Consider the following 18,900-nt stretch of genomic DNA (forward strand, 5'->3'; position numbering starts at 1 on the left):
GGCATTCTTCCTTCTGATGTCGTCACATGCGACCGCGCAGGGCGTCCGGATCGTACGGCGATTCCGGGATCACTCTGGCTTTGCGCATGTCCCCGAGGATCGGGACCTCGAGTTCGGTTCCCGGCGTCCCGAGCTCGACGGGAAGAAGCGCGAGAGCGACGTCGTGGCCGAGCGTATAGGCATAGGTTCCCGACGTGATGCGCCCCACCAGCTTGCCGTCATGGTAGACGCCTTCATGGATCAGCGAACTGGCGCCGTCCGTATCGATGGCGATCGTCACGGAGCGCTGCTTCACGCCCTCTTCCTTCTGGCGCAGCAACGCTGCCCTGCCGATAAAGTCGCCCTTGTCGAGACGGATGAAGCGATCGAGGCCGCTTTCCCAGGCTGAGAGTTCGGGATTCATGTCGCGATACATGGCGCGATAGGATTTCTCCAGCCGGAGCGGTTCCAGCGCGTGATATCCGATCAGGCGCAGGCCATGGGGTTCGCCGGCTGCCAGGATCGCCTCCAGAAGGTGGCGCTGGTAGGGAAGCGGATGGTAGAGTTCCCATCCGAGCTCGCCCTCGTAGTTGACGCGCAGCATCCGCACGTCGGTCGCCAGCCCCACCGTTGCCGATTTCACGCCGAACCACGGGAAGGCTTCGTTGGAGAGATCCAGCTCCGTCAGGCTTTGCAGAACGTCGCGCGCTTTCGGTCCGACCACCGTGAAGCAGCCGCGCTCGTTGCTGACATTGCGCAGATGAACGCTGCCGTCTTCCGGCAGGAGCTTCGAGAGATCATCGAAGTTCCATCGTTCGGCGCGGGGTGTGGAGATCATGTAGAAACTGCCGTCATCGAGCCGGGCGACCACATATTCCGCCTGCACGCCGCCATTCTTCGTCAGGTGATGGCTGAGGTTTACGCGGCCCGTCTTCGGCAGGCGGTTGGCGAGAATGCCGTCGAGCCAGGCTTCCGCGCCGGGGCCGGACACCTCGAACTTCGTCATCGGCGTCATTTCGACGAGGCCGACGGCGGTGCGTACCGCGTGCACCTCCTCGGCGACGTACGCGCCCTTGCGGGTCCAGCGCCAGCTGTTCTGGTTCTTCGCCTCGACGCCCTCCGGCGCAAACCAGTTGGGAACTTCCCAGCCATCGAGAACGCCCCAGACTGCACCCCGTCTCGAGAGCAGATCGTAGGACGGTGCCGTCTTTTGCGGACGCGCGGCCGGCATGTCCTGACCGGGGTAATGAAGTTCCGCGTGGGTGCCCCAGCTTTCCTTGACCTTTCGGCGCGTCCATTCCTTGTTGGCATGGTCGCCGAAGCGGCGTGGATCGAGTTCCGACGTGTCGAGGCTGTTTGCGCCCTCGACGATGCGCTCGGACAGATAATAGCCGATCGCCCCGCCCCAGAGAATGCCGCCCGGTACGCCTTCGGCGATCCAGACATTCTCAAGCCCCCAGGCAGGCCCGACCAGCGGCAGTTCGTCAGCCGTCATCTGGAAGGGGCCGCGTACATTCGCCTTGATGCCGACGCGACCGAGCGCCGGAACCATCTCCGTCGCCGTCTCCCAGTTCCAGGCAACCGCGTCGAAGTCCTCCTCGACAAGGTCGGCACCGAACCACTCGGGAACGCCGTTCTCGGCGAACAGCTTCAGATGCTCGGTCTTCTCATACGGTCCGAACATCAGGCCGTCGCCCTCCTCGCGGAGATATCCCTCGAACCCTTCGTCGCGCAGGATCGGCATTTCCGGCAGGCCCTGACGCTTGCGCTCGACGATCTCCGGTACGGCGTCGGTGATCCAGTACTGGTGGAGGATGGGAATGGCCGGGATTTCGAGGCCCAGCATCGCGCCGGTCTGGCGTGCATAGTTGCCGGTCGCGGAAATGATATGCTCGCAGATGATCTCGCCGTTGTTGGTGATGATCTTCCACTCGCCGCCGGGAAGACGTTCGAACCCCTTCACTTCGGTGTTGAGGTGGATCTTCGCGCCGCGGTCGCGCGCGCCTTTCGCCATGGCCTGCGTCACGTCGGCGGGGGCGATGTGGCCGTCGTCCGGGTGGTAGAGGGCGGCCAGCATGTCCTTGTTGTTTTCGAGAAGCGGCCAGAGGTCGCGCGCCTCCTGTGGCGTCACCAGCTCCGCGCGAATGCCCTGCACGGCCGCCACGCTCATATAGCTCTTGTATTCGTCGAGACGGTCGTGCGTGTTGGCAATGCGCAGCTGGCCGCATTTGTGCCAGCCGACATGCTGGCCGGTTTCCTTCTCGAGGCCTTCGTAGATCTCGATCGTTTTGGCGATCATGCGGCCGATATTGATGCTGCGCGCGTAGGAGGGAATGAGCCCTGCAGCATGCCATGTCGACCCGGCCGTCAGCTGTGTCCGCTCGAGAAGCGCGACATCGGTCCAGCCGCGCTTGGTGAGGCCATACAGGATGGCAGCGCCGACACAACCGCCGCCGATCACGACGGCTCGAGCATGAGTTTGCATGACGTGTTCCCCGCATTGATTTCAGCCACCGTACAAAGGGTCCACCCAACTGTAATCTTGCAAAAAAATGCCTTGGGGCATAACCTGAGATTATGCACCGGCTTCGATCTCTCATCCCGTCCGCCAATTATCTGTTCTGCTTCGAGGCCGCCGCCCGTCGCCGCAGCTTCACGGCCGCCGCGCAGGAATTGAACGTCAGTCAGCCGGCGGTGAGCAAGACGATCCGGCTGCTCGAGGAAGCGACGGGTCTGAAGCTTTTTCGACGCGATCACACCCGATTGGAGCTGACGGCCGAGGGGCTGCGGCTCTACAAGGAAACGCAGGAGGCGTTCGATCACCTGCACATGGTCATAACCTCGCTGCAGAAAAAGCACTCGACCGACGTGGTGCGGGTGTCCTTTTCGTCCTCCTTCGTGCAGCTCTGGCTGTTGCCGCGGCTGAAGGACTTCAAGGCCAAGCATCCCGACGTGTCGCTGCGGATCGAGGAGAGCAGCCGGGACGATCAGGATCTGATCGAGGAGGATATCGACCTCTCCGCCCGGCTCGGGAACGGCGAATGGCCCGGGATTCTTTCCTGGCATTTCGTCACGGAACAGGTGCTGCCCGTGTGCAGCCCAGACTATCTGAACGAGTATGGGGCGATCGAGCGGCCCGCCGATCTCCTGCGACATACGCTTCTGAATTTCGAAGAGCGGCACCGCACGCGGCTGGCATGGCGCGAATGGCTCGACCGTCATTCCGTTCCCGTCACCCGGCTCAAGCAGGATTTCGTCTTTACCGATGCCCTCGGCTCCATCGAGGCCGCCGTCCGGGGTCAGGGCGTGGCGCTCGGCTGGAAGCATCTGGTGAACGAGCATCTGAAGACCGGGCGGTTGGTCGCGCCGCTCGACGAGATCTACCAGTCCGGCCAGTCGATCTACCTGGTCATGCCGGCACAGCGCCCGGCCAAACACGGTGCCGAGATGTTTCGCGACTGGTTGATCGAACAACAGGCCCTGATGGATTGAAGCCGTTCGCCGGCGAAGCGGGTGATCCGCGCCGCCGTCCAGAGGTTTCAACGCCATTCCGGACGCAAAACCGCTGTGCGCGTCTGCTGGAATGACCCGAGCTCAATCCTTCGGCTGCCCGAACGTGTAGTCCTTGACGTCTGGCAGAAAGGTGCGAGCGTAATAGTGCTTCGGCTTGTCGCCCACCGTACTGCCGGTGTTCAGGATACCCGCCTGATAATCGTCGGCAAAGAGGCTGTAGGGGTAGGGGACATCAATGGCACTGGCGGCATCCAGCGCGGCCCGTTGCTCGGCCGGCAATGCGACACTGAGCGCTGCCAGATTTTCCTCCAGCTGCGCCAGACGGCTGGCCCCGATGATGGCGGCGGCAACGCCCGGTCGATCCGTGACCCAGCTGAGGGCGACCTGGGCCATGCTCTTGCCGACCTCCGACGCAACCTTTTCGAGAGCCGACACGATGCGGATATTGCGATCCGTAAACAGTCCGAGGCCGCTTCCCGACGCGTCGAGCGACAGCCGTCCCGCAGGCATCTCGCCAGGGCGATATTTTCCGGACAGCAGCCCCATGGCGAGTGGGCTCCAGGCCGTGATCCCGAGGCCGCACGCCTGCGACAGCGGTACGAATTCCTGTTCGATGCTGCGCTCGACCAGCGAATAGGGAAGTTGCAGGGCGATCGGCTGTGACAGGCCATGGGCCTCCGCCCAGGTCTGTGCCCGCGCGGCATACCAGCCCGGCACGTCGGACAGCCCGGCATGGAGGATCTTCCCGGCCCGCACGAGATCGTCCAGTGTGCGCACGACCTCCTCCACCGGCGTCATCCGATCCCAGGTGTGCAGCCAGTAAAGGTCGATATAGTCGGTTTTCAGCCGCTTGAGCGAGGCATCGACGGCGCGCATGATATTCTTGCGCCCGTTGCCGCCCGCATTCGGATTGCCGGGCGACACATTGTTGGAGAACTTCGTGGCGATGACCAACTGGTCGCGCAGCTTCATCTCGGTGACGAAGGTTCCGACGAGGCTCTCGCTCGCTCCGGCGGCATAGGAATCGGCCGTATCGATGAAATTTCCGCCCGCCTCGACATAGCGGCGGAAGATCGCGCGTGCCGTCTCCTCGTCGCTGCCCCACCGTCCGCCAATCCCGCGAATGCCGCCATCGCCGAAAGTCATGGTGCCCAGCGCCAGGCGACTGACCCTCAGCCCGGACCGGCCCAGAAGAAAATAGTGGTCAAGCGACATGGATGATCCCGATCTGAAATGCGCTGCCCGGCCGCTTCGCTTACATGCTGCCGGTGTAGGGGCGGCGCGTCACGCTCTGCTGGACGTAGTTGATCATCGTGATGAAATCGAAGACCGGACGACCGGTCGCGGCCTGCACCGCATGGGCATAGGGGGGCAGATCGCTGCATTCCAGCAGGATCGATCCGACGTCGGGATTGTCCGTGACCAAGCGGCGCGCGACCTCCGTCACCTCCCGCTCGATGGCGGCGGAATCGAGCGTGCCGCGCTCTTCGAGAATGGCTTCGCGGAATTCCGTCTGACCCTCCATGCCCGCCACGGCCAGGGGAACGTGGTCGCCGATGTTGCAGGCCGCGAAGTGGCGCGGCGTCAGCCGCGCGGCATTCGCCGTGATGACGCCGACCCGGCCGCCGCACGCCGCATGCATGAAGGGGATCTGCATCAGGCTGGACAGGAAGACGGGAATATTCACGGCGGCCGCGACCTCCTGCTGGAAGTAGGCCATGAAGCCGCAGGCGCCGGTAATCGCCTTGACGCCCCGGTTCTGCAGCTCGACCGCCGACTCGATGAACACGTCCTTGAGCGCCGGGTCGCGCTGGTTGAGCAGCCGGTCGATGGATGCGCCGCGCACCTCCTGAAAGCGTACGGGATAATCGTAGGTGCTCGCATTGCCGACATTGCCCGGCACGCAAGGATAGGCCGCGTCCAGAATGAGGACGCCGATCTGTTCGCCGTACCATGACTGTGTTTTGCGCGTGACCGTGTAGACAGTCATTGTCGTCTCCGATGTCTGTGTCAGTGCGCGGGGGGATCGTGCCCCCCGCGATCGATGCCTACTGCACGAGGCGTGGTGCGCCCGTCTCTGCGGCCGTGCCGTCGAGGCCGTAGGATTTCAGGATCTTGACGATCGTGCCGTCTGCATGCATCTCGGTGATCCCGGCATCCAGCGCGACGCCCAGCTCCGTGGCCTTGAGCGCGTAGGGGAAGGCAGCCTGCGCGGCTTCCTTGGTCGCCTTGACGCGTTCGTCCGGGGCGGCGACGGTGACCTTGATATCGCCGAGCGCACCCTTGCCTGCGGCAACGACCCCCGTCGAATAGCCATCGACGGCGATGTCGATCCGGCCCGATTTCAGATCCTGCTGCATGTTGACGGAGTTGGGGTAGAGCTTCAGCGCGCTGCCAAGCAGCGCCTTGAGGTCCGCGACCCAGAGATAGCCCTGTACGGTGCCCACCTGCTTGCCTTCGAGGTCGGAGACCTTCGTGAAGCCGTCCTTGGAGTAGATACCCATCTGGTCGGTATAGAGCGGTGCGGAAAGGTTCATGACCTTTGCGCGCTCGGCCGTCCGGTACCAGTCGCCCGTGGTGATGTCGGCCTGTCCCGAGAGCACATATTGAATGGCGGCAGCCGGATCGACGGCGACCGCCTTGACCTTCAGGCATTCGCGCGCGGCGAATGCGGCCGCGATGTCGCCGTCGATGCCCTTCATGGTGCCGCTATCGTCGATATAGGAATGCGGGGCGTAGGTCGTCACGGCGACCGTCAACGTCCCTGCTTCGACCGTGGTGAAGCTATGCTTGGGCGTGCAATCCTGCGCCGCGGCAAGCTGCGCGGAGAACAGCACACCGGCGATGCCGGCAAGAAGAAACTGCGGGGTGGATCGTCTGGTCATGCAGGCATCCTTTCAACTGAGGTTCAACGGTGGGCGTAGAGTCCGGCGCGCTTCTCGACGTAACTGACGAGCAGAGCGGCGGGGATGGAGATACCGGCGTAGAGAACGCCGGCAGACAGCAGTGCGGGGAGATAGCGGAACGTCGTGGAGCCGATCTCGTAGGCGCGGCTTACCAGCTCGGGCAGGGCGATGGTGAAGCAGAGCGACGTCCCTTGGAAAATCAGGATCGAGAAGCCGAGCAATGCCGGGAGAGCGACACGAAGGCCCTGCGGCAGAATGACGTAGCGCAGTTCATCCATCCGGTTGAGGCCCAGCGCGACCGCCGCCTCACGCTGGCCATGGGCGACGGACTGGAGGCTCGCGCGAATGATCTCGCTGGTATAGGCGCCGGTGTTCCACGCCAGCGCGATCACCGCAGCCGTGAAGGACCCCAGCATCAGGCCTGTCGAGGGCAGGCCGAAATAGATGAACTGGAGCAGGACGAGGGCCGGTGCCCCGCGACCGATCTCGACCATGAATAGGCTGAGAGCCTTCACCGCGCGACGCTTCGACAGCACGCCCAGCGCCAGAACGAGACCGAAGGGAATGCCGATCAACAGGCTCAAGGCCGTCACCTGCACGCTCACCCAGAGCCCGCTCAGGAGATCCGGCAGCCATGTCGCGACCTCGTCATATGTGGGAAACATCAGCGCGCCACCTTTGCCAGGAGATAGCTGTCGGCCAGGCGCGAGAGCCAGGCGATCGGAAGGCTCAGGAGCACGTAGAAGAGGCCAACCAGCGCAAACACCTCAAGACCGCGATAGGACAACTGCGAGAGCTGGTTGCCCTGATAGGCGAGCTCCGAAACCCCGATCGTCGATGCGACGGCCGTCTCTTTCATGAGGCCGATGAGATAGCTCGCCGCGGAGGGCAGGGCGACGCGGAAGGCCTGCGGCGCGACGATGTCGCGCGACACGGACCAGCGGCTGAGGTCGAGGGCGATGGCGGCTTCCCACTGGCCGTGGTGAATGGAGGCGACCGCCCCGCGGTAAATCTCCGCCATGTTGGCGGCGGCGATCATTCCCAGCCCGAGAAGGGCGGCATGGAATGGGCTGATCGGCATCAGGCCCATGCCGAGGCCGAAGAAGATCAGGAAGAGCCACAGGATAGGCGGAATGGAACGGACGATCTGGATGAGCACCATGGCGAGCGTGGACACGGGCCAGAAGCGGCTTCGCCGTGCGACGAGCAGGGGCACGCCCAGAATGGCGCCGATGAGGAAAGCGCCGGCCGTCAAGGCGATCGTCCAGACCAGCCCGCGCAGAAGGGGAAGCAGGTCCGCGGCGCTCATCGCTCGTGCACCGCGCGAAGAAACCGCTTCGTGCGCTCCTGTTGCGGATCGCGCATGATCGCCTTCGACGGACCTTTTTCCACGATATGGCCGTCCGCCATGATCATGACATTGTCCGAGACGTTTTCGGCAAAGCCCATCTCGTGGGTGACGACGATCATCGTCATGCCGCTTTCGGCCAGCTCGCGCATGACGGCGAGAACCTCGAGACCGAGTTCCGGGTCGAGCGCCGAGGTCGGTTCGTCGAACAGCATGATCTCCGGATCGAGGGCGAGCGAGCGGGCGATGGCAATGCGCTGTTGCTGGCCGCCGGAGCAGCGGACGGGGTATTGCGATGCCTTGTCGGCCAGGCCAACGCGCTTGAGAAGCTGCATCGAGCGCTCGTCGGCGTCCTTGCGGCTGCGGCCGAGCACGCGTTCCTGCGCCAGGCTGACATTGCGCAGAACGGACATGTGCGGAAACAGATTGAAGGATTGAAATACCATCCCGATGCGCCGGCGCAGCCTGGAAAGCTCTGCGGCGGTGGCAGGTCGCGAGGCATCGATGTTGGCCGATCCGATGGTGATCGTGCCGCCGTCCGGCGGTTCGAGATAGTTGATACAGCGCAGCAGCGTGCTCTTGCCCGATCCGCTCGGCCCGATGATCGCGAGCACCTCGCCCGAACACACCTCCAGATCGATTCCATCGAGAACCGTATGGGTGCCGTAATGCTTGCTCAGCGACGCCAGGCGAATGAGCACATTGTCCGCAGCCGCCGTCATCGCTGGCTGGGCCGCGCCACGGAGTCGCAGCCGATCATCTCTTTCGCGGTGGAAAGCGGTTCCGTCCATATCATTTTGGCCCCCATGCAACAGCGATCGACACGCCCTCGAGACAGTCGGGTCTTTCGCCGGAAATGCTGCTCTTCATCGGCCCTCGGATTTTCCGTATCGGCCTCGTTCCCATTCTTATTTTAGGGAATGTTAGCACTGGGTCGCCGGCTGAGCAGCGTGAAAAAAATGCGCCTCTGCCAAACCTGAGGTTATGCTGTGTGGGTCGTGTTCATGCGGGCTTCCGGGCGGGCACGCGCGCCGCACACGAAATTTTCCGTCTGCACACGAGACGGCCTTGTCCCGCTCCCGCGCTGTCCCAAGTCTCGTTCCACCGCGGCGGTCTGCGAACCGTTTGTAGCCTGCTGAGACGCATCGGGCGTGGCGTGACCGGAAGGTGGTTGGGGGATTGAGAATGCGGGACCTCTCCTGGCGGTGGCTGCGCAGCACCTATCTGACGACGCCGGTGCTGTTGCGGTCGATCCCGGTCGGCATCGTCATTGCCGCGGGTGTGGTCGCAACCAGCTGGACGCATACGCTGCTCAGCGATCACCAGGATCTGGTCGTTCACACCTATGAGGCGATCGACACGACCAAGGATGTGCTGATCGGCCTCGACGATGCGGAGACGGGCCAGCGGGGATATCTGCTCAGCGGCGATCGGCGTTACCTCGACCCCTATAACAAGGCTCTGACGCGCCTAGCCGATCTGCGCGGCACGCTGAAGGCGCATGTGTCCGACAATCGCGAGCAGATCGCGCGGGTGGCGACGCTGGACGCGATGATCGACGACAAGCTCGGCGAGCTCCGGCAGGCGATCGCGGTCCATGACAGCGACGGTTTCGACGCGGCGCGACGCCTCGAGATCGCGATGATGGAGCGCGCCACGATGGATGGGATCCGACGGGTGATCGGGGCAATCACGGAAAGCGAGAAGGCGCTCTTGTCCGCACGGCAATCGGAGGTCGATCGGGACGAGACGCGGATCCGCATCGTGGCAATCCTCGTCGGTCTCGCCTCGTTCCTGACGCGGGCCGCGATCGAGCTTTACCTTGCAAGGAACGGCATGGGCGGGGCCGGACCGCAGCGGCGCAACAGCTGAGCGCCCCGGTCGGCCGACAGGGGCGCTCCTGGAGGCGACGATTTTTGGGCGATCAGTCGCCGGCGCAGGCCGCGGCCACCTTCTTCATCGAGACCAGCCAGATGACCAGACCGCAGACGGCGAAGCCGGCGAGGGTAAGGTAGGCGGCGGAAAAGCCGTAATGCGACACGATGACGCCGGCGATCGCGGGGCTGAGCGAGGCACCGACACCCTGCACCGTCATCACGGCACCAAGGCCGGCATTGATGTGGCCGGTCCCCTTCAGCATCCGCGCGACGAGACCGGGCACGGCCACGCCGAGGAGACCGGCACCGACGCCATCGAGCATCTGGACCGGAATGAGCGCATAGGGGCTCGGCCACAGGCCGGCGATCAGCCCGCGGACGGGCAGGGCGACGAGGGCTGCGACGAGCAGCAGGAAGTAGCCGCGCCGTCCGGCGAAGCCGGCCGCGAGAAGCGCGATCGGGATCATCGTCAGCTGGGCGATGATGACGGTGGCGGCCGTGTAGGAAACGGGATCCGACAGCAGGCTCTGCAGCGACGAGGGCTGGTTGACCGGCCGGGCCGCCGGCTGCCCAGGCTTGCTCTGTCCGGGCGGCAGCGCGGTCGTTGTGCCGTCGTCCTGTGTCGTGGTTGCGGCCGCCGTGCCGCCATCGGTCGGTGCGCCCGTGCTTTCAGCCTGTGTCGCGACCTGCTGGCCAAGCAGAGGGAGCATGGCGCCGTTGCCGAAATGGAACAGCATGAGGGTGGCCGCGAGGATCAGCAGCGGCGTGGACTTCCACAGCACGCTGAAGCCGGAGGGGGCTTCGGCGTCCTTGCCTTCCTTCTTCTCGATGCCGCGCGCGGCATCGTGGTCTATGTCTTCGGGGCTGATCATCATGACGGCGATGATCGAGCCGACGGCCATGGCCGTCATGAGGATGAAGACGGCGGTCAGGCCGAATTCATAGCCGAAGAAGCCGGCGCCGGCCGCCGCAAAGACATTGCCGCCGTGGTTCCAGGCCTCGTTTCGCCCGAGCTGCGGGGCAAGCCCCTTCTGCCCGACGAGGCCAAGCGTCAGGCCGGCGACGGCCGGGCCGATCGCCGCACCGGCGATGCCGGTCGCAATCTGGGAGGCGGCCACGAAGGTCACGGTGGGAACGAACAGGATGGCCAGCGAGGCCACGATGACCAGCGCCGCACAGAAGCCGACCATGAAGCGCTTGGCCTTGGAAGCGTCTGCCAGAGCGCCGAGCGGGGTGGTCGCCAGCATGCCGGCGATCCCGCCGATCGTCATGACGACGCCGATGGTTGCCGTGCTCCAGCCCTGCCCGATAAGGAAGATGCCAAGGAAAGGACCGAGCCCGTCCCGCACGTCGGCAAGAAAGAAATTGACGGCGCTGAGGGCTTTGACCGACCGCGACCGGGGTTCTACAGGCGCCGCATGTGCGCTTGCCGCCATTGTACTCATCAAGGAGGTCCTGTTCTGGGTGTGGAATCGGATCGGAAATTCGCTGCAGAACGCGCAAGGTGATCAAAGGTTTCTCATCAAGGGCAGGTTTAATTAACCGCCCGCTTTCATTAGAGCCTTCATGACAGCCCGATGTCGGATTTGCGCCGGGAACGACCGTGTTCGCGGCCAGTCCTTGTCGCTTTCAGATCAGGCGTTCCGCGGCGTACGCTCTACAATCCACCCGATATCGGAGATACGAGGCAGGCAATGGCAGAGTTTCCAAGCAGAGCAAAGGTCGTCATCATCGGGCTCGGCGGCATCGTCGGCGCGTCCATCGCGCATCACCTGATCGAGCGCGGCTGGGACGATATCGTCGGCATCGACAAGTCCGGCATCCCGACCGATATCGGCTCGACCGCGCATGCCTCGGACTTCTGCTACACGACCAGCCATGATTACCTCTCGGTCTGGACGACCCAGTATTCGATCGATTTCTACGAGAAGATGGGCCACTACGCCCGCATCGGCGGTCTGGAAGTGGCACGCACGGGCGACGACAGCTGGATGGAGGAGATCAAGCGCAAGCTCACCTCCGCCAAGGCCTTCGGCACGCGCGCGCATTCCGTGAGCCCCGCCGAGATCAAGCAGATGTTCCCGCTGATCGAGGAGGATCAGGTTCAGGGCGGTCTGTTCGATCCGGATGCCGGCCTCGTCATTCCGCGCTCGCAGACCGTCGCCGGCAAGCTCGTGGACGCCGCTGAGACATCCGGCAAGCTGAAGGTCTTCGGCAATACGCCCGCGACCTCGCTGATCGTCGAGAAGGGCCGCATCAAGGGCGTCGTCACGCATCGCGGCACGATTCTGGCGGATCATGTCATCGTCTGCGCCGGCATCTGGGGCCGGCTGATTGCCGAAATGGTCGGCGAAGACCTGCCCGTCATGCCGGTCGATCATCCGCTGACCTTCTTCGGCCTCTATAACGAATTCGCCGGCACCGGCAAGGAGATCGGCTATCCCCTGCTGCGCGACCAGGGCAACTCCGCCTATATGCGCGACACCGGCGATCCGAACACGACGGAAGGCGGGCAGATCGAGTGGGGCTATTACGAGGCCGAGAACCCGCGCCTCTGCCACCCGCGCGAGATCCTCGAAAAGCACCAGGCGCGCCTGTCGCCCTCGCAGCGCGACCTCGACATGGAGCAGATTCTGGAGCCGCTGGAACGGGCGATGGAACTGACCCCGATCCTCGGCGAACTCGGCTACAACGAAGGCCACTCGTTCAACGGTCTCCTGCAGGTCTCGGCTGCCGGCGGTCCCTCCTGCGGGGAGAGCCAGAAGGTGCGCGGCCTCTGGTACTGCGTTGCCATCTGGGTCAAGGACGGCCCGGGCTATGGCAAGCTGATCGCCGACTGGATGACGGACGGACGCACCGAGATCGACCATAACTCCATCGACTATGCGCGTTTCTACCCGCATCAGCTGACGGAAGCCTTCATCGAAGGCCGCAGCTACGAGGCGGCGCAGAAGATCTATTTCCCTGCAATCCATCCCCGCGAGCCCTATGCCTCGGGCCGCGGCGCCAAGCGCTCGCCTTTCCACGAGCGCGAAAAGGAACTCGGCGGGTACTTCATGGAACTGGGCGGCTGGGAACGCGCGCATGGCTACAAGGCCAACGAGCACTTGCTCGAGACCTATGGCGACCGCGTGCCGGTGCGCGAGAACGAGTGGGACAACCGCCATTTCTGGCGCGTCTCCAACGCCGAACATCTGGCGATGAGCGAGGATTGCGGCATCGTCAATCTCTCGCACTTCCACATGGTGGATATCGAGGGCCCCGACCATGTCGACCTGCTCGAATGGCTCTGTGCCGCCAAGATCGGGGGCGACGGCAATATCGGCAAGGGTATCTACACGCACTTCCTCGATGACGAAGGCATGGTGCGGGCCGATTTCACCGTCATCCGCATGGCCGACCGCTGCCGCCTGATCAACGGCGCGGATGCCGGCCCCCGCGACTTCCACTACATGAAGCGCGTGGCGGAAGACCGCGGCCTCGACGTCGTCATCACCGACGTCTCGGAAAGGTTCACCACCATTGGCATCTGGGGTCCCAACGCCCGCGAGACGCTGAAGAAGGTGGTGGCCGACCCCGCGGCGCTCGACGCTGACGCCTTCGCTTTCGCGGCGATCAAGCCGATCGAGATCGCCGGCGTGACCGTCACCGCCTTCCGCATTTCCTATGTCGGCGAGCAGGGCTGGGAACTGCATATGCGATACGAGGACGGCCTTGCCGTCTGGGATGCGCTGCGGGCGACCGGCGTCATGGCGTTCGGCGTGGAAACCTATGCCAATTCCCGCCGCATGGAAAAGAGCCTGCGCCTGCAGAACGGCGACCTCTTGACCCAATACAATCTGATCGAGGCGGATCTTGCCCGCCCCAAGGTCAAGGAAGCCGATTTCCGGGGCAAGGCGAAGCATCTCGAATACAAGGCGCGCGCCCACCAGCCGGCCATGCTTTGCACGCTCGTGATGACCGACAATACGGACGCCAGCGGCGTGAAGCGCTATCCCGTGGGATCGTTGCCGGTGATCGATCCGGACACGGGCGCGGTGCTGATCGACGACCTCGGTCGCCGGTCCTACACGACCTCGATCGCCTATGGCCCGACCATCGGCAAGAATATCGCGCTCGCCTATATCCCGCAGTCGCATTGCGAGGTCGGACGAAAACTGGTGGTCGAGTATTTCAACGAGAGCTTTCCGGTCGAGATCGCCGCCGTCGGCTACAAGCCGCTCTACGATCCGGAAAACCTGAAGCCCAGAAGCTGAGGTCGGCCCGGCCTGATAACCGTCAGGCCGCGCGACCTTTCTGCAGGATCACGATCACCACGAAGGCGGCGCCGATCGAGCTCGTGACGATGCCGACCGGGAGTTCCTGCGGCGGCAGGAGCGTGCGGGCGATGAGATCGCTGCCGAGAAGCAGGGCCGAACCCAGAAGCGCGCAGAGGATCGTCAGCCGCTTGTGCAGCGGGCCGACCAGCGTGCGGGCGACATGGGGGATCATGAGCCCGATGAAGCCGATGACGCCCGTGATCGAGACGAGAAGGGCGGTGGCGAAGCTGGCCGCCAGAAACGTTTCCCGCCGCAGCCGGCGCACGGAGATCCCCAGGCTTTCGGCCGTCTGCTCCCCGCCCAGCAGGGCGTCGAGGTGCCGGTGGCGGGCCATCGCATAGACGATAGCGACGGCGGCACCCGTGATGCCGATGCCGATGTTCTGCCAGCTCGCAAGCCCGAGGCCGCCCATGGTCCAGAACAGGACGGAATGCGCCGCACGCTGGTCGCCGGAAAAGACCAGGTAATTGGTCAGCGCCGTGAACAGGAAGGAGACGGCGAGGCCGGCGAGGATCAGCCGCTCCGGGCCGAAACCCTGCGCACGGCGGATGAGCATCAGCACGATGCCGGTCGCGCACATTCCCCCGACGAAGGCCGCAATCGGCAGCGTGAGGACGCCGAGCCGGTCTCCGAGACGGGTGATGACGATGACCGCACCGGCCGCCGCACCCGCCGACAGGCCGAACAGGAAGGGATCGGCCAGATCGTTGCGCGTCACTGTCTGCAACAGCAGCCCGATGACGCCGAGGCCCGCGCCCACTGCAATCGCGAGGATGGCCCGGGGCAGCCGGAGATCGACGATGATCCGGTCCACCACACCGGCCGGGTCCGTCTGGACGATCCCGGCCGCACGAGCAAGTGCTGTGAGAACCTGCGGCATGGGGATGACGGTGGAGCCATAGGCGATGGAGATGCAGGCAAGTGCCGCAACAGCCAGGCAGGCCGCCACGACGCCCAAGGGAAATGCGGCTCGCACCGTCAGAAGGCTTCTGGGTGCAGCGCCCGGGCGATCTTGCCGATGGCCGCGATGTTATCCGGGCCGGGCGTCAGCTCCTCGTAGCGCAGCGCCACGAAGCGCTCGTTCTTCACTGCGTCCGTCTCCTTCATCGCGGGATGGCTCTTCAGGAAGTCGAGAAGCTTCCGGTAGCCGGTATCGGTCTGGTAATCGAGAAGCACAAGAAACTGCGGATTGCGCATGGCGACAGTTTCCCAGTCCGTCGTGCCCCAGCTCGTTTCCATGTCGGCCATGATGTTGACGCCGCCGGCGGCCGAGATCATCGCGGTGGGAATGGCGAACTTGCCGGCCGTGAACGGCTTGTCCTCGCCGCTGTCGTAGAGAAACACGCGCGTTCCGCCATTGGCCGCGACCTTTGCCTCGATGTCGGCAAGCTCGACCTTCCAGCCCTGGATCAGGGTATCGGCTTCCGTCTTCCGGTCGAAGATCGCGCCCAGCTTTTCCATGTCGCCATACAGCAGGTTCATGGAGGCGGCGGGGCGCGCCTTGTCGAGGTGGACGCAGCTTTCCGTCAGCACGAGCGTCTTGATGCCGTGCGGCGCCAGCGTGTCCGGCGTCACGTCGCCGCCGGGCTTCATGCCGTAATACCAGCCTGCGAAGAAGAAATCGGGTTCGACGGCGACGAGGTTCTCCAGCGTCGGATATTTCGGCGCGAGTTCGGGGATAGCGCCCTGTTCCTTGCGGAAGGCGTCGTCGAGCTTGTACCAGCCGCTGATGCCGGTGACGCCGACCATCTGCGGCTGGAGGCCGAGCGCGAAGGCCATTTTCGCCATGTTGATATCGTGCACGACCGCGCGCTTCGGTGCCGCATCGAATGTCAGCGCCTGCCCGCAGCTGTCGACCGTGACGGGAAAGGCAGAAGCCGCAGAGGCAGCAAGAGAGAAGAGAGCGGCAAGGAGAAGGCGGTTCATAGGAGACGGTTCCGGGTTCAGAGAGGGGCTGCGATATCGAAGACGGTGAGTTCGCGGTCTTCATGCGGATGCGGCAGTCGCAGGAGGTCGATGCCGAAGACGTCGCGGACGACGGTCTTCGACAGCGCGGCGGCGACGGGCCCGCTGGCCACGGGCCGGCCGTCTTTCAGCACGACGACATGGGTCGCGAAATCGGGAACGAGATGCAGGTCGTGGAGGACGGCGACGACCGTGACGTCCAGTTGCGCGACCAGAGACAAAAGCGTTCGGCGGGCGAGCGGGTCGAGATGATTGGTCGGCTCGTCGAGGAACAGGATACGGGGCGCCTGCGCCAGCGCCCGGGCGATCTGCGCCCTCTGCCGCTCGCCGCCGGACAGCGACCCCATGGCCCGCGCCGCGAGGGCGGCAAGGCCGGTCCGCTCCAGCGCGTCGTCCACCAGCCGTCGTTCCTGCGCGCGCGTTGCCCGCAGCGTGTGGGGTATGCGGCCGAGCTGGACATAATCGCGCACGGCGATGCGGTGGTCGGGCTGATCGGACTGTCCGACCACGGCCGTCAGCCGGGCGCGCTCCTGCGGGGTCATGGAGGCCAGCGGCCGCCCGACCAGCGAGACCGACCCCGTCGTCGGCTGCAGCATGCCGGAGAGAAGCTGGAGCAGCGTCGTCTTGCCGGCGCCGTTCGGGCCGACGATCGCCAGCCGGTCGCCCCGGCCGAGGTTCAGCGAAACATCCCGCAGGATCTGCGCATCCCGGATCGACCATCCGAGACCGCTGGCTGACAGCGTCACATCGTGCACGCGGCGTCCTTCTTCTTCGGCCGGCGGTGTGGCGTCACCCGAAAGAGGGCGTGCCGGGAGCGATATGCGGATCATCTAGCCGTCTTTTCCCTTGAGGTAAAATCCCGAGCGTCGCCCGAGACGCGTGAGGATTGATGCAAATGTAATAACATTACGAATCGACATCCTGTCAACGGGGTCGCGCGGGAATTGGTCGCCTCGCGTCCGCGACAGAACGCGGAAGCCGGCTGTCCCGAACGAGCGTGGCACAAGATGTCGCGATGACAGACGAAACGAACTGTGGCATGCGAGTGGCATGACGTTCTGGCGCCGCATCATCGCAGACAGACAATCGGGGGGCCTACTGGGCGTTCTCCTGGCGCTGTCCTTTGCGATCCAGACGCTGGTGACGGGATGGTCCAGTGCCGCGATGGCGGCGCCGGATCCCCTCTCCGTCCTATGCGCTGCAGATCATGGCGCGCATCGCCCGGCCGACGACCATGGGCATCGGGATTGTCCCTGCAGCACGCTCTGCCATGCGGGCGTGCAGGCGCAGACGGCGATGGCGCCGTCGGACGATGCCGGCCTGCCCATCCGTTTTTCCATCGCCGTGGAGGCGCGCGCCGACGACGCCGTCGTCCCGTCCGCCGCGACGGATGTCCGGCGCTATGACGCGCAGGGACCGCCGGTCTGAGAGGCGTCAAGCGGGCGCGTGTGCCCGCCATCGACGGCAACGACATCTGTGCGCTTCGCGCGGACGAGCATGTCGAAGCCTCACGCTTTTCCGGCCGTTCCCGTGCGTCTTCCGGCGCCGGCACGCGGCTCGTTCCCAGGATCGACGATGACAGACCTTACCGCATCCCGGCAGGAACGCGCTTCCGCGCTTGCTGTCGATACCTACCGCGCCATCTGGCGATGGCACTTCTATGCCGGCCTCCTCGCCGTGCCCTTCATGATCCTGCTTGCCGTCACCGGCTCGCTCTACCTGTTCCGCGACGAAATCGACCACACCGCCTTTGCGTCGCGCACGGTGGTCACCGAGGAGGCCACGCCGCAGCAGGCACCCAGCGCCCTGATCGCCCGGGCGCAGACGCTCTACCCCGATGCGCGGGTCAAGGCCTATCGGCCGCCCATTGGCCCTACGGCCTCGGCACGGGTAACGTTCGCGACGGATGCGGGCGCGGCCTATGTGTTCGTCAACCCCTATACGGGTGCCGTTCTCGACACGATGCTGAAGACGCAGGAGTTCAACGAGGTGGTGCGCAAGCTCCACAGCCTGGAATATTTCGGCGCCTATGCCAACCGCGTGATCGAGGCCATGGCGGGGTTCGCGATCATCCTCGTGGTCTCCGGTCTCTATCTCTGGTGGCCGCGCCGGCAGACCGGCGGTGTCTTGACCGTGCGGGGAACGCCGTCGCGCCGGGTGTTCTGGCGCGATACGCATGCGGTGACCGGGGCCATCGCGGGCGGCTTCATTGCCTTTCTCGCCCTGTCGGGCCTGCCCTGGTCCTCCTTCTGGGGCGGCAAGCTGACGGAGCTGACGGTGGCGACCGGCACCGGCTATCCCGCCGCCCTGTGGGACAACGTGCCCACATCGAGCGAGCATGCCCAGCACGCGATGCAGACGGTCGGCTGGACGATGGAAGCCTCGCCGATGCCGATGCCGATGTCGCATGACGCGATGGACGCGCCGCTCGGCATCGACAGGATCGTCGAGATCGCGCGGGCGCGGGGCATGGCGCCGGGATACGAGGTCACCTTCCCCGGCGACGCCACGGGCGTCTTCACCGCGGCCGTCTATCCCGACGATCTCGCGCAGGTCCGCACGATCCATATCGATCAGTTCAGCGGCCAGCCGCTGGTCGATATCGGCTATGCGGATTACGGCCCTGTCGCCAAGGTGACCGAATTCGCGATCAATGTTCATATGGGGCAGGAATTCGGCCTGGCGAACCAGCTTCTGATGCTTGCGACCTGCCTCGCGATCATCCTCTCGTCGGTTGCCGCGGTCGTCATGTGGCTCAAGCGTCGACCGTCCGGCCGCCTCGGAGTTCCCCCCTATCCCACAAGCCGCAGGGTCTATGGCGTACTGTGGGGCATGGCGGTCGCCTTCGGTGTGCTGTTTCCGCTGACCGGCCTGCTGATCGTCGCGATGATCGCCCTCGACGTGCTCCTCATCCGCCGTGTCCCGGCTCTGAAGCGGGCGTTTGCATGACGGGAAAGGGGCTCGCTCTCCCGAGCGGGCCCCTGGCGTCGGGT

Annotated in this window: 16 protein-coding genes; 5 read left to right on the forward strand and 11 right to left on the reverse strand. The window is 64.7% G+C overall.

Going from position 1 to position 18,900, the window contains the following annotated elements; all coding sequences use genetic code 11:
* Positions 1-22: 22 nt before the first annotated feature.
* Positions 23-2,464 carry a GcvT family protein gene (locus LRX75_RS00200; protein ID WP_231811207.1) on the reverse strand — a complete coding sequence of 814 codons (2,442 nt, stop codon included), beginning with the start codon at positions 2,462-2,464 and terminating at the stop codon, positions 23-25.
* A 92-nt stretch (positions 2,465-2,556) separates the two neighbouring features.
* On the opposite strand from LRX75_RS00200, the gene LRX75_RS00205 reads away from it, so the two are divergent.
* Positions 2,557-3,471 (forward strand): LysR substrate-binding domain-containing protein, encoded by a 915-nt coding sequence (locus LRX75_RS00205; protein ID WP_231811208.1) that lies wholly within the window; start codon positions 2,557-2,559, stop codon positions 3,469-3,471.
* A 102-nt stretch (positions 3,472-3,573) separates the two neighbouring features.
* On the opposite strand, the gene LRX75_RS00210 is transcribed toward LRX75_RS00205, so the two are convergent.
* From LRX75_RS00210 to LRX75_RS00235, 6 genes are read right to left on the reverse strand one after another with little or no spacing between them, the layout of a single operon-like run.
* Complete coding sequence (locus LRX75_RS00210) at positions 3,574-4,707, reverse strand: aldo/keto reductase (RefSeq protein WP_231811209.1); 1,134 nt, start codon at positions 4,705-4,707, stop codon at positions 3,574-3,576.
* 40 nt (positions 4,708-4,747) lie between these two features.
* Positions 4,748-5,482: an aspartate/glutamate racemase family protein gene (locus tag LRX75_RS00215; protein ID WP_231811210.1), complete on the reverse strand. Its 735-nt coding sequence runs from the start codon at positions 5,480-5,482 to the stop codon at positions 4,748-4,750.
* A gap of 58 nt (positions 5,483-5,540) precedes the next feature.
* Positions 5,541-6,377, reverse strand: a complete 837-nt coding sequence (locus tag LRX75_RS00220) for a substrate-binding periplasmic protein (protein WP_231811211.1) — start codon at positions 6,375-6,377, stop codon at positions 5,541-5,543.
* A gap of 23 nt (positions 6,378-6,400) precedes the next feature.
* Complete coding sequence (locus LRX75_RS00225) at positions 6,401-7,063, reverse strand: amino acid ABC transporter permease (protein ID WP_231811212.1); 663 nt, start codon at positions 7,061-7,063, stop codon at positions 6,401-6,403.
* Complete coding sequence (locus LRX75_RS00230) at positions 7,063-7,707, reverse strand: amino acid ABC transporter permease (RefSeq protein WP_231811213.1); 645 nt, start codon at positions 7,705-7,707, stop codon at positions 7,063-7,065. Before LRX75_RS00230 ends, LRX75_RS00225 begins: the two co-directional genes overlap by 1 nt.
* On the reverse strand, positions 7,704-8,468 hold the full coding sequence (locus LRX75_RS00235; protein WP_231811214.1) for an amino acid ABC transporter ATP-binding protein: 765 nt from the start codon (positions 8,466-8,468) through the stop codon (positions 7,704-7,706). The genes LRX75_RS00230 and LRX75_RS00235 overlap by 4 nt, the downstream gene beginning before the upstream one ends.
* Before the next feature lie 463 nt (positions 8,469-8,931).
* Here LRX75_RS00235 and LRX75_RS00240 point away from each other — a divergent pair, with 463 nt between their 5' ends.
* The gene (locus LRX75_RS00240) at positions 8,932-9,618 is read left to right on the forward strand and encodes a CHASE3 domain-containing protein (protein ID WP_231811215.1); all 687 of its coding nucleotides are present in this window, start codon (positions 8,932-8,934) and stop codon (positions 9,616-9,618) included.
* A 52-nt stretch (positions 9,619-9,670) separates the two neighbouring features.
* Here the strand turns inward: LRX75_RS00240 and LRX75_RS00245 are convergent, their stop codons facing one another.
* Positions 9,671-11,068 carry an MFS transporter gene (locus LRX75_RS00245; RefSeq protein WP_231811930.1) on the reverse strand — a complete coding sequence of 466 codons (1,398 nt, stop codon included), beginning with the start codon at positions 11,066-11,068 and terminating at the stop codon, positions 9,671-9,673.
* Between the two features lie 249 nt (positions 11,069-11,317).
* Between LRX75_RS00245 and LRX75_RS00250 the strand changes: the two genes are divergently transcribed.
* Positions 11,318-13,879, forward strand: a complete 2,562-nt coding sequence (locus tag LRX75_RS00250) for a GcvT family protein (RefSeq protein ID WP_231811216.1) — start codon at positions 11,318-11,320, stop codon at positions 13,877-13,879.
* Positions 13,880-13,901: 22 nt separating this feature from the next.
* On the opposite strand, the gene LRX75_RS00255 is transcribed toward LRX75_RS00250, so the two are convergent.
* From LRX75_RS00255 to LRX75_RS00265, 3 genes are read right to left on the reverse strand one after another with little or no spacing between them, the layout of a single operon-like run.
* Positions 13,902-14,924 carry a FecCD family ABC transporter permease gene (locus tag LRX75_RS00255; protein WP_420851135.1) on the reverse strand — a complete coding sequence of 341 codons (1,023 nt, stop codon included), beginning with the start codon at positions 14,922-14,924 and terminating at the stop codon, positions 13,902-13,904.
* Positions 14,921-15,868, reverse strand: a complete 948-nt coding sequence (locus tag LRX75_RS00260; protein ID WP_231811218.1) for an ABC transporter substrate-binding protein — start codon at positions 15,866-15,868, stop codon at positions 14,921-14,923. Before LRX75_RS00260 ends, LRX75_RS00255 begins: the two co-directional genes overlap by 4 nt.
* Positions 15,869-15,885: 17 nt before the next feature.
* Positions 15,886-16,662, reverse strand: coding sequence for an ABC transporter ATP-binding protein (locus tag LRX75_RS00265; RefSeq protein ID WP_231811219.1), 777 nt, complete (start codon positions 16,660-16,662; stop codon positions 15,886-15,888).
* Positions 16,663-16,957: 295 nt separating this feature from the next.
* On the opposite strand from LRX75_RS00265, the gene LRX75_RS00270 reads away from it, so the two are divergent.
* Entirely contained in the window at positions 16,958-17,335 is a 378-nt protein-coding gene (locus tag LRX75_RS00270; RefSeq protein WP_231811220.1) for a hypothetical protein, read from the forward strand.
* Positions 17,336-17,482: 147 nt separating this feature from the next.
* Complete coding sequence (locus LRX75_RS00275; protein WP_231811221.1) at positions 17,483-18,856, forward strand: PepSY-associated TM helix domain-containing protein; 1,374 nt, start codon at positions 17,483-17,485, stop codon at positions 18,854-18,856.
* The last annotated feature ends 44 nt before the right edge of the window (positions 18,857-18,900 follow it).

This window comes from Rhizobium quercicola, from assembly GCF_021168455.1.
In the GTDB taxonomy this organism is placed as follows: Bacteria; Pseudomonadota; Alphaproteobacteria; order Rhizobiales; family Rhizobiaceae; genus Ferranicluibacter; species Ferranicluibacter quercicola.

Bases quoted from the DNA above. Each gene is read 5' to 3' on its own strand.
- LRX75_RS00200 (WP_231811207.1), bottom strand. From the start codon at position 2,464: ATGCAAACTCATGCTCGAGCCGTCGTGATCGGCGGCGGTTGTGTCGGC.
- LRX75_RS00205 (WP_231811208.1), top strand. From the start codon at position 2,557: ATGCACCGGCTTCGATCTCTCATCCCGTCCGCCAATTATCTGTTCTGC.
- LRX75_RS00210 (WP_231811209.1), bottom strand. From the start codon at position 4,707: ATGTCGCTTGACCACTATTTTCTTCTGGGCCGGTCCGGGCTGAGGGTC.
- LRX75_RS00215 (WP_231811210.1), bottom strand. From the start codon at position 5,482: ATGACTGTCTACACGGTCACGCGCAAAACACAGTCATGGTACGGCGAA.
- LRX75_RS00220 (WP_231811211.1), bottom strand. From the start codon at position 6,377: ATGACCAGACGATCCACCCCGCAGTTTCTTCTTGCCGGCATCGCCGGT.
- LRX75_RS00225 (WP_231811212.1), bottom strand. From the start codon at position 7,063: ATGTTTCCCACATATGACGAGGTCGCGACATGGCTGCCGGATCTCCTG.
- LRX75_RS00230 (WP_231811213.1), bottom strand. From the start codon at position 7,707: ATGAGCGCCGCGGACCTGCTTCCCCTTCTGCGCGGGCTGGTCTGGACG.
- LRX75_RS00235 (WP_231811214.1), bottom strand. From the start codon at position 8,468: ATGACGGCGGCTGCGGACAATGTGCTCATTCGCCTGGCGTCGCTGAGC.
- LRX75_RS00240 (WP_231811215.1), top strand. From the start codon at position 8,932: ATGCGGGACCTCTCCTGGCGGTGGCTGCGCAGCACCTATCTGACGACG.
- LRX75_RS00245 (WP_231811930.1), bottom strand. From the start codon at position 11,068: ATGAGTACAATGGCGGCAAGCGCACATGCGGCGCCTGTAGAACCCCGG.
- LRX75_RS00250 (WP_231811216.1), top strand. From the start codon at position 11,318: ATGGCAGAGTTTCCAAGCAGAGCAAAGGTCGTCATCATCGGGCTCGGC.
- LRX75_RS00260 (WP_231811218.1), bottom strand. From the start codon at position 15,868: ATGAACCGCCTTCTCCTTGCCGCTCTCTTCTCTCTTGCTGCCTCTGCG.
- LRX75_RS00270 (WP_231811220.1), top strand. From the start codon at position 16,958: ATGACGTTCTGGCGCCGCATCATCGCAGACAGACAATCGGGGGGCCTA.
- LRX75_RS00275 (WP_231811221.1), top strand. From the start codon at position 17,483: ATGACAGACCTTACCGCATCCCGGCAGGAACGCGCTTCCGCGCTTGCT.